The sequence below is a fragment of the Pseudomonas sp. Pseusp97 genome (genome assembly GCF_047304025.1).
Lineage (GTDB): Bacteria > Pseudomonadota > Gammaproteobacteria > Pseudomonadales > Pseudomonadaceae > Pseudomonas.
The window spans coordinates 1-4390 of sequence record NZ_JBGLYK010000324.1 but is presented as its reverse complement, the minus strand read 5'-3'; the positions used below and the strand labels follow the sequence as shown (position 1 = coordinate 4390).

Here is a 4390-nt window from a genome sequence, read left to right as displayed (position 1 = left end):
ACTGCGCGCAGCCGCCGAGCGCCACGGCCGCCGCGAGCGCGACGGCCATGGCCCAGAGCCTCAACGCTGGCACCGGACGAAGGTGAAGATGTGGGTGATGCAGAGCATGTCGGTGATCACGAAGATCAGCAGGAACAGCAGTATGATGCCGATGATGCCGCCGGCGGGAGCCTCATCCAGCTGCTGGTTGAACTGCGCCAGCTCCTCGTTGGACAGGCTCCTGATGCGCTGCTCGACCTTGCTGCGCTCAACACCCATGGACTGCAGTTTCTTCTGCACGCCCTGGTCGTCGAGCATTTTCAACAGTTGCTCGCGGTCGACCTGTTGCTGCTGCGCCTGCAGCACTTCGCCTGTACCCACCATGGCGGCCTGAGCCAACGGGACTTCCGCAACCACACCCAACTGTGCAAACACCAGGACAGCTGCAAGGCTTTTTACCCGTTTTGTTAGGGTCATTCTGGGTCACCTCATCATGGACTGCATGCACTAAGCAGGAGGTGCAGGCCGCTCGCACGCGAGACAACCGACCGCCACGCTCCCGCCACATCGGCGCCAACCGCAGGGCCGCTATCTAGTGAGATTACCGCTCAGGAAAAGAGTTCGAAGCGCAGTTGACGCCAGTCGGTGTCCAGATGGCCCAGGTAGAGGCAGGCGCAACCACGGGGGAAGAGAATGTGCTCGGGGCCGATGCCCGGCCCTTCGACGCGCAGCAGGCGCCCCCAGGCATGATGACTGACGCGTCCGCGCACATCCTCGACCGTACCACCGCGCCACCAGTGGATAGCGGCCTCCGCATCCTCGATGCCAGCGGGCTGCTCGATGCGCACCGGCTCGTTGCGCCAGCCGATCACCCGCTGCGGGTCGAAACCGGTCTGCTGCGCCAGCGGCAACGGCGTGATCCACTGTGCGCCGCCGCGCTCCTCGAGCGACACGGCCAGCGGGAACCACTGCGGCTGCTCCAGTGCCCAGAGCAGATCGCCGTCGATGGCCAGCGAAGGTTCGGGCTGGGCCTGGATGCGGAAACCGGGGCAGACCAGCGTGCCTTCGCGCAGGCCGATACGAATCTCGCTCACACCCGCTCCTGCCGCAGGAGAGGCCCAACCTTGCGCTCCAGCAGGAGCACCAGCTCGGGCTGCAGATAGGCGTAGTCGTCAGGGATATCCAGGCACACCAGGCGCTTGCCGCGCATCGGCAGGGGGAAGCGGCGTAGCAGTGCCTGCCGATGTCGGCGCTCCATGACGAAGACCAGATCAGCCCACTCCAGCTGCTCGGCACTCAGCGGGACTTCGGCGTCCGGCGCAAGCCCGGCGGAATCGGTCTCGACCTCCGGCCAGTTGGCGAAGACGGTTTCCGCGGTAGGGCTGCGCAGGCGGTTGCGGCTGCAGATGAACAAAGCGCGGCGCACTTCATCCTCCCCATGGCTGGCGCGCAAACGGCAGCGGCGATTCTAGGGAATCCGACGGCTCAGGGCGACTTCTGTTTGGCTTTCTGGCGTTCGAGGAAATCCACTTTCCACTGCTCGACGCCCAGGTGCTCCGAGTCCAGGCTCGCCTCGACGCCGTACCTGGCCTTGAGCGCGGCCACTTCCCTGGCGTGATCGACGAGGAAGCGGTCGAAGCGCTCGATCAGCTCGCCGTGCTTCACCGTGGAAAGGTGGAAGGCACTGCGCGTGTGCGGCAACGAAGGATCGAACACCAGCGCCCCCGGTTTCGCACGGATGTTGTCCAGATAGAAGGTGGCGACCACCACGTTGAAGTAGGCGCCGTCGGCCTGCTTCTTCAGCGCGGAATGGATCATCTGCTTGAGGTCGGCGCTGGGCGCGAGGGCGATCTGCCCGGCCTGCACCTGCTGCTCATAGCCGCGCGGCGTCCAGCCATCCACCAGCGCCAGCGTCTTCAAGACGCCGACGCCCTGCCCCAGCCGCTCCGGCGCCACCAGCACGCCGTCGACGTACTCGCTCACCGGCTGGCTGTAGTGCAGGGTTTTCCCGGCCTTCTGCTCGGGCGCCCAATTGGGATTGTCCGGGTACTTGAGATCGACCTGGCCGGACAGCAGCGCCGGCAGCAGCGCATCCACCGGCAGTGGGCGATATTCCAGGGTGATGCCGCTGGTGCTGGCGAACAGGTCCAGCACCTCTCGGGCGAAGCCCTGGTAATTGCCCTGCGCATCGGTGCTGTAGTGAGGGGCGAACGCGAGGTTCTCGACGCCGACGACGTAGGTCTGCGCCATGGCGGCACCTGAAACACCGGTGGAAAGGATGCTGGCGAGCGCGCAGCAGAATGCCTTGAGCTTCAAACGACTCTCCTTGTTACCTGTTGTTCTTGTTTTGTCAGGCGGGCCGGGCGCCCGCCGTGGCGGGCTCAGCCACCGGTCATGCTCATGAAGCGCAGGACCTGCACCTGCTGGTCGGCTTCGAAATGGTGACGCTCAGGCTTGAGCTGCAACGCCTGCATCAGCGCTTCGCGCAGGCGTGCACTATCGCCGGGGTGCTCGCGCAGCAGCTGGCGAAGGTCCAGTGCACCCTCATGGCCAAGGCAGAGCACCAGCTTGCCTTCGGCGGTCACCCGCACCCGATTGCAGTCGCCGCAGAAGTTATGGCTGTGCGGGGAGATGAAACCGATGCGGCTGGCGTGGCCGTCGATACGGTAGTAACGCGACGGACCGCCGCTGCGCTCGGGTGTCGGCAGCAGTTGCCAACGCTCGGCGAGCTGCGCACGGACTTCGTCGCTGCTGCACAGGGTCTCTTTGCGCTCGTGACTGCTGACGCTGCCCAGCGGCATCTCCTCGATGAAGCTGATGTCGATGCCCTTCTCCAGGGCAAAGGCCACCAGGTCGCAGACTTCGTCGTCGTTGCGGCCCTTCTGCACCACGGCATTGAGCTTGATGCGCTCGAAGCCGGCCTCGCGGGCGGCGTCGATGCCGTCGAGTACCTGCTCCAGCTTGTCGGAACGGGTGAAGGCGGCGAAGCGTTCGCGGCGCAGCGAGTCGAGGCTGATATTCAGGCGACGCACGCCGGCCGCGCGCAGCTCAGCCGCACGCTCGCGCAGTTGCGAGCCATTGGTGGTGATGGAGAGATCGTCCAGCTCCGGGCGTGCGCCCAGTCTTGCCAGCAGGCCGGTCAGGCCCTTGCGCACCAGCGGCTCGCCGCCGGTGATGCGGATGCGCTTCACGCCCAGGCCGATGAAGGCGTCGGCGACGGCTTCGAGTTCCTCCAGGCTCAACACCTGGTCGCGCGGCAGGAACTGCATGTCTTCGCTCATGCAGTAGGTGCAGCGGAAGTCGCAGCGGTCGGTGACCGACAGGCGCAGGTAGGTGATGCGTCGACCGAAGGGGTCGACCAACTGGGAATCGGACATGGGCAGTGGGAGGTTCCGGATGGCAGGAGCCGAACGAAAGTGCGCTAGAAATACCCTAGAACGTCGTCGCTGTACACACAAAACCGACTCGCGAGTCAGGAAATTGCACGCCAGTACCGCGAGAGGCGCCGAGTTGAGGGGCCCGAGAGCCCGGTGCTACCATGCCCGGCTCTGTTCTGTGCCAACAGCTATAACAGCAATAAAAGAAAGAAGACCAGCCCATGACCAGCATCCGCGAGCGTAACCGTCGCCTCATCCTTCGCGCCGCCAGCGAAGAATTCGCCGAGAAGGGTTTCGCGGCGACCAAGACCAGCGACATCGCCGCTCGCGCCGGGCTGCCCAAGCCCAACGTCTACTACTACTTCCAGTCCAAGGAAAACCTCTACCGCTGCGTGCTGGAAAGCGTGGTGGAGCCGCTGCTGCAGGCCTCCGCGCCGTTCCGCGAGGACGACGAGCCGAGCGAGGCGCTACGCGCCTACATCCGTTCCAAGGTGAAGATTTCCCAGGAGCTGCCGCACGCCTCGAAGGTGTTCGCCAGCGAGCTGATGCACGGTGCGCCGCACCTGCCCAAGGAATACCTGGATGAGCTGAACGCCCAGGCGCAACGCAATATCGCCTGCCTGCAGAGCTGGATCGACCGCGGCCTGCTGGCGCCGGTGGACCCGCATCACCTGCTGTTCACCATCTGGGCGGCGACCCAGACCTACGCCGATTTCGACTGGCAGATTTCCATCGTGACCGGCAAGACCAGCCTCAGCGATGCGGATTTCGAAGCAGCCATCGAAACCATCACGCGCCTGGTGCTGCGCGGCACCGCGCCGGACAGCGGCGCCGAGCCCAAGCCGCAGGGGCGTTTGCGGCCGTTGTCGATCTGACGAAGCGCAACCGCTGCAGCATGGGTATCGCTTCGCTCCATCCATCCTACTGGAGCACCGGAAACGCGTTGGGGGGGGGGGGGGGGGGGGGGGGGGCGCGGCCCCCCCCCCCCCCCCCCCGCCCCACCGGGCGGGAGTGGGGGCGGGGGGGACGCAGAG

General features: G+C 65.6%; 6 protein-coding genes. 1 reads left to right on the top strand and 5 read right to left on the bottom strand.

Annotated elements, in window-relative coordinates; translation table 11 throughout:
- Nucleotides 1-60: 60 nt before the first annotated feature.
- From ACCC94_RS28085 to moaA, 5 genes are all read right to left on the bottom strand, one after another.
- Nucleotides 61-456 (bottom strand): PA2779 family protein, encoded by a 396-nt coding sequence (locus ACCC94_RS28085; protein WP_413352869.1) that lies wholly within the window; start codon nucleotides 454-456, stop codon nucleotides 61-63.
- A 131-nt stretch (nucleotides 457-587) separates the two neighbouring features.
- Nucleotides 588-1073: a hypothetical protein gene (locus ACCC94_RS28080; RefSeq protein ID WP_413352868.1), complete on the bottom strand. Its 486-nt coding sequence runs from the start codon at nucleotides 1071-1073 to the stop codon at nucleotides 588-590.
- Entirely contained in the window at nucleotides 1070-1405 is a 336-nt protein-coding gene (locus ACCC94_RS28075; RefSeq protein WP_413352867.1) for a low molecular weight protein tyrosine phosphatase family protein, read from the bottom strand. The genes ACCC94_RS28080 and ACCC94_RS28075 overlap by 4 nt, the downstream gene beginning before the upstream one ends.
- Before the next feature lie 59 nt (nucleotides 1406-1464).
- The gene (locus ACCC94_RS28070) at nucleotides 1465-2295 is read right to left on the bottom strand and encodes a substrate-binding periplasmic protein (RefSeq protein ID WP_413352865.1); all 831 of its coding nucleotides are present in this window, start codon (nucleotides 2293-2295) and stop codon (nucleotides 1465-1467) included.
- 65 nt (nucleotides 2296-2360) lie between these two features.
- Nucleotides 2361-3356 carry a GTP 3',8-cyclase MoaA gene (moaA, locus tag ACCC94_RS28065; protein ID WP_413352864.1) on the bottom strand — a complete coding sequence of 332 codons (996 nt, stop codon included), beginning with the start codon at nucleotides 3354-3356 and terminating at the stop codon, nucleotides 2361-2363.
- A gap of 221 nt (nucleotides 3357-3577) precedes the next feature.
- Between moaA and ACCC94_RS28060 the strand changes: the two genes are divergently transcribed.
- Complete coding sequence (locus ACCC94_RS28060; RefSeq protein ID WP_413352863.1) at nucleotides 3578-4231, top strand: TetR/AcrR family transcriptional regulator; 654 nt, start codon at nucleotides 3578-3580, stop codon at nucleotides 4229-4231.
- Nucleotides 4232-4390: the final 159 nt, after the last annotated feature.

What these genes read in the sequence shown, in the direction of transcription:
- ACCC94_RS28085 (WP_413352869.1), bottom strand. Translation starts at nt 456, where the DNA reads ATGACCCTAACAAAACGGGTAAAAAGCCTTGCAGCTGTCCTGGTGTTT.
- moaA (WP_413352864.1), bottom strand. Translation starts at nt 3,356, where the DNA reads ATGTCCGATTCCCAGTTGGTCGACCCCTTCGGTCGACGCATCACCTAC.
- ACCC94_RS28060 (WP_413352863.1), top strand. Translation starts at nt 3,578, where the DNA reads ATGACCAGCATCCGCGAGCGTAACCGTCGCCTCATCCTTCGCGCCGCC.